At 50.3% G+C, this 654-nt stretch carries 7 tRNA genes; all 7 read right to left on the bottom strand.

The annotated features are described in order from the left end of the window. Nucleotides 1-2: 2 nt before the first annotated feature. A tRNA-Trp gene (locus AB3I27_RS13915) sits at nucleotides 3-73 on the bottom strand. A 6-nt stretch (nucleotides 74-79) separates the two neighbouring features. Further along, nucleotides 80-160 (bottom strand) — tRNA-Tyr (locus tag AB3I27_RS13920). A 1-nt stretch (nucleotide 161) separates the two neighbouring features. Then, nucleotides 162-237: transfer RNA gene (locus tag AB3I27_RS13925), tRNA-Phe, on the bottom strand. Between the two features lie 35 nt (nucleotides 238-272). Further along, a tRNA-Asp gene (locus AB3I27_RS13930) sits at nucleotides 273-345 on the bottom strand. Nucleotides 346-354: 9 nt separating this feature from the next. Next, nucleotides 355-427 (bottom strand) — tRNA-Val (locus tag AB3I27_RS13935). Between the two features lie 14 nt (nucleotides 428-441). Continuing rightward, nucleotides 442-513 (bottom strand) — tRNA-Glu (locus tag AB3I27_RS13940). A 14-nt stretch (nucleotides 514-527) separates the two neighbouring features. Continuing rightward, nucleotides 528-616, bottom strand: a tRNA-Ser gene (locus AB3I27_RS13945). Nucleotides 617-654: the final 38 nt, after the last annotated feature.

Raw genomic sequence — 654 nt, forward strand, 5'->3', positions numbered from 1 at the left:
GGCAGGGGCAGCAGGAATTGAACCCACACTAACGGTTTTGGAGACCGCTGTTCTACCTTTAAACTATGCCCCTATAAAATGGAGGAGAGTGGATTCGAACCACTGAACCCTAAGGAACGGATTTACAGTCCGTCGCGTTTAGCCACTTCGCTACTCCTCCATGGTGGCGCGGGACAGAATCGAACTGCCGACACACGGAGCTTCAATCCGTTGCTCTACCAACTGAGCTACCGCGCCATATTTTAAAATTATTAATTGAATAACAAGAACGACGGTTCCGACGGGAATCGAACCCGCGATCTCCTGCGTGACAGGCAGGCATGTTAACCCCTACACCACGGAACCAGTTCATTATGGAGGTTAACGGGATCGAACCGCTGACCCTCTGCTTGTAAGGCAGATGCTCTCCCAGCTGAGCTAAACCTCCAACATTCAATTAAATGACCCGTACGGGATTCGAACCCGTGTTACCGCCGTGAAAGGGCGGTGTCTTAACCGCTTGACCAACGGGCCAGGTAAACTTGTTACGGAGAGTAAGGGATTCGAACCCTTGAGACAGTTTGCACCATCTACATGATTTCCAATCATGCTCCTTCGGCCTCTCGGACAACTCTCCCGAGTGAAAGAAGCTCAATACTCTTTCTCAAAATGAGA

The organism is Enterococcus sp. C46 (assembly GCF_040887565.1).
Taxonomy (GTDB): domain Bacteria; phylum Bacillota; class Bacilli; order Lactobacillales; family Enterococcaceae; genus Enterococcus_B; species Enterococcus_B lactis.